We start from the raw sequence: 3,807 nt of genomic DNA on the forward strand, positions 1-3,807 counted from the left end.
CCTGTTTGGAGCCGTCGGAGCTGTTGACGACGAGAATATAGCTGCCTTCCGAGTAACCGCTGACCGACAGGGGAACGGTGGTACCGCCTGCGTTCTGCACATTCTTTATCTGCACCAACTGGCCGTTTTGATTGTAGAGGCTAATCAATACGTTGAGCGTCGTTTTTCCGCCAAGTGCAACGTTCACATAGTCGTGAGCGGGGTTGGGGAAAATGCTCACGGAGCTGATGAGGTTGTTGCGGATGGTCTTGATCTCGGAATATTTATAGGTGCCGTCCTTGTCGACCAGTTGCAGGCGATATTCGCTTGCGCCGGTGGCGGGCTTGCTGTCGGTGAAGGTATAGTCCGTAGCGACGGTGCCGCCTCTGGCCGCTTCGGTGCCGAGTGTTGCCCAATGGGCGCCGGCGTCGACGCTGCGCAGGATCGCGAAATGGTCAGCGTTTGATTCGAGGGTGGTGGTCCAGGCCAGGTCGACAACATTCTGGTCGACGAGGGTGGCCGAGAAAGCGGAGATGATGATCGGCAGGGAAACGACGCCGCTATTATTGGCGAGCGTGAGTGGACCGCCGAGCGAGAGGCCGTTGCCGTATACCGCGTTGCCGGCATCGGTAACCGCGTAATTGGCCGGATCGGTACCCTGGAAAACTTTCGGGGCGACCCCGATCTGTTTGGTGAGGGTGAAAACGGCGGGAGTGACCGTTGAGTTTTCAACGGAGGTATAGACGCCATCAAACTGATCGGCTGCGGTCAACTGGGAGGCATCGATTTTGGCTGTACCATCCTGCCATACGATGCGGTTGATCTGTCCCGGATTTTGGTCGGTCAGGATAACGCCATTTGCATTTGCAGGGTTGGTGGCGTGGGAGGCGGTAATCAGCAGGGTTACGCCCGGGCCGACACGAAGTTCCGAACCGCCGGTGAGCGTTACGCCGGTGTTCAGCGTTACGGTTCCGCCGCCTGCGACCTGTAAATCGATCAAGCAGTTGTTGCACAAGCCCTGGTTGGGACCTGCGGGACCGGGATTACCAACGGAAAGAGGAGCGCCGTTATGAACGCCATCGCCGCTGACCCAGATAGTGGGATCTGTGGGGCCGGTCGGCAACCAGTTACCTGGTCTAAAAGCCATAAATTGACCGCCTGTCCATTGGGCGGAAGCCGAAAGGGTAAAGAAAACGCCAGCACAGATCAGAGTGTAAAACTTTTTCATGTTCACGAGTGGTTGAATTAATAGATGTGGTTGCATTTCTGCGGATAGGGACAAACATAGTCCTTCACGCTCAGGGGGTAAACCATAGCACATACTGGATTTCAACACACATAGTAAATAGTGGATCGTAATCTCTTGCTGGGAGGCGAGAGTTTGGTCTTTGACTTATTAGAAGGATGATTGGGAACTGCGCGCCCAGGAAGGGGCGTCATTTGTAGTTAAAAGGTAAGCAGGTGTTAAAAGTAGTACAAATACCATGATTCTGCAAGGAAACATGCAAATAAAATTCATTGTGGACTACCCAGATTCCGTGGAGTTTATAGCCGGGCGGCTATGCGGGGTCGTCACCTGTCTCTAACTTGCTGAGACCCAATTTGTCCAAAGCCAACTGGGCGGCAATCTGGCTGGCGTCCTTCTTATTATAGGCCTTGCCCTGGGCTAGTATTTCTCCGTCGACTACGGCGCCTACGGTAAAGAGTCTCCGGCCGCCTTCGACGCGTTCGTCGAGGGTTTCGAATTCGAGATTCTTACCGTTTTTGTTGGCCCAGCCGTAGAGTTTGTTCTTGTGGTTGATCTCGAGGTTTTCGAGGTCGTCGAGAAAGAGGTAGGGTTGTATCACGCGTTCAATCACCCATTGCCGGGTTTTTTCAAATCCCTTGTCGAGATAGATGGCGCCGACGATCGCCTCGAGGGTATTACCGAAGATTTGACTCATCTTCAGGCTGCTGTCAAACTTGTTGAAATTGCTGATCTTCTTCAATCCCATCTTGATGGCGATCTCGTTCAGTTGGTTGCGGTTGACCATTTTGCTCCGCATTTCTGTGAGAAAGCCTTCTTCTTTGTAGGGGTATTTTTTGAAGAGAAAGTCAGCGATGATGGCGCTGAGGATGGCGTCGCCGAGATATTCCAGCCGTTCGTTATTCTCATCGGCGCCGTCTTTTACGGAGCGATGGGTAAGAGCTGTCCTATATAAAACAGACTTGCCCGGGGCAAACCCGAGCACATTTCGAAGCTGCTTTTTGAACGAATTGACGGCGGCGTCGCCTTTTATGATACGTTCCAGAATTCCCACTATGACAATCTACGGTTTTTTCACCCAATAAAAAAAGATTTGTCTTATCAAGGTCAGGCGTCGTATTTCTTAACTATGACGCAGGCGTTATGGCCGCCAAATCCAAAGGTGTTGCTGAGGGCGGCGGTGACATTTTTTTGTTGTGGTTTCCAGAAAGTAAAGTTTAGCCGCGGATCCAGCTCGGGGTCATCGGTAAAGTGGTTGATGGTCGGCGGGATTTCATTGTTTACAACGCTCAGCATGCAGGCGATGGCTTCGATGACCCCGGCGGCGCCGAGGCAGTGGCCGGTCATCGATTTGGTGCTGCTGATATTGACGTCGAAGGCCGTTTCTCCGAAGACACTGATGATGGCCTTTATTTCAGCGACGTCGCCGAGCGGGGTAGAGGTCCCGTGGGTATTGATGTAGTCGATGTCTTCGGGTTTCATCTGGGCATCCTTCAGGGCGGCGAGCATTACATTCTTTGCGCCGAGTCCTTCCGGATGAGGGGCGGTGAGATGATAGGCGTCGGCCGTGGCGCCGCAACCGGCGATCTCGCAATAGATATGTGCTCCGCGGGCTTTTGCATGTTCCAGCTCTTCCAGGATGACTACACCGGCGGCTTCGCCCATGACGAACCCGTCGCGGTCTTTGTCGTAGGGACGGCTGGCGGTAGCTGCGTCGTCGTTCCGTTCGCTCAATGCCTTCATGGCGTTGAATCCGCCGACGCCGGCTTCACTGACGACCGCTTCGGAACCGCCGCTGACCAGGATGTCGGCCATGCCGAGGCGGATCAGGTTAAAGGCTTCCATGATGGCGTTGGTGGAAGAGGCGCATGCGCTTGTCACGGCAAAGTTGGGACCGCGGAATCCGTGCCGCATAGAGATCTGGCCGGCCGCGATATCGAGGATCATCTTTGGAATAAAGAATGGGTTGAAGCGGGGTGTCCCATCGCCTTTTGCGAAGTTCATCACTTCATCCTGAAAGGAGATGAGTCCGCCGATGCCGCTGGCGAAGACGACGCCGATACGGTCGGGGTTCATTGTTTCCTTATCGATCCCGGCATCCCTGACGGCCTCGTCACTGGCGGCGAGGGCGATCTGCGTATAGCGGTCGACCTTGCGGGCCTCTTTTTTGTCAAGGTATTGCAGGGGATCGAATCCCTTTAGTTCACAGGCAAATCTCGTTTTGAATTTCGAAGCATCGAACAGCGTAATAGAACCAGCACCGGAAACGCCATTCAGCAATCCCTTCCAATAGTCATCTTTATTGTTACCAATGGGTGTGAGGGCGCCAATGCCCGTAACAACAACTCTTTTCAATTGCATAGCCAGTTTTCCCGAGGATTTTATGCGCTGAGATCCTGTCTTGAAAGAAATTAGCCCGATTTCAGCAAAAGGCTAAATTCCTGGTGAACTTCGGCCCGCACTCCGTGCGGGCCTTACCTGAAAGTGCCCCGCAATTCCGTTGCGGGACCCCCGGCCCGGGCCACGGCTTGGCCCTGATTGGGCTTCCCTCGCAACATTGGCCGAAACATCGTTCCTCCCAG

Annotated in this window: 3 protein-coding genes; all 3 read right to left on the reverse strand. The window is 54.0% G+C overall.

Features of this window, described 5'->3' with window-relative positions:
* Positions 1 to 1,126: T9SS type A sorting domain-containing protein (locus VGM48_RS05685; protein ID WP_331576925.1), on the reverse strand; the 1,126-nt coding region annotated here is incomplete at its 3' end.
* 412 nt (positions 1,127 to 1,538) lie between these two features.
* Positions 1,539 to 2,279, reverse strand: a complete 741-nt coding sequence (rnc, locus tag VGM48_RS05690; RefSeq protein ID WP_331576926.1) for a ribonuclease III — start codon at positions 2,277 to 2,279, stop codon at positions 1,539 to 1,541.
* A 53-nt stretch (positions 2,280 to 2,332) separates the two neighbouring features.
* Positions 2,333 to 3,586, reverse strand: a complete 1,254-nt coding sequence (fabF, locus tag VGM48_RS05695) for a beta-ketoacyl-ACP synthase II (protein WP_331576928.1) — start codon at positions 3,584 to 3,586, stop codon at positions 2,333 to 2,335.
* Between the last annotated feature and the right edge of the window lie 221 nt (positions 3,587 to 3,807).

The sequence above is a fragment of the Puia sp. genome, from assembly GCF_036500295.1.
Lineage (GTDB): Bacteria > Bacteroidota > Bacteroidia > Chitinophagales > Chitinophagaceae > Puia.

Coding starts and splice junctions, on each gene's coding strand:
- fabF (WP_331576928.1), bottom strand. CDS start 3,586: ATGCAATTGAAAAGAGTTGTTGTTACGGGCATTGGCGCCCTCACACCC.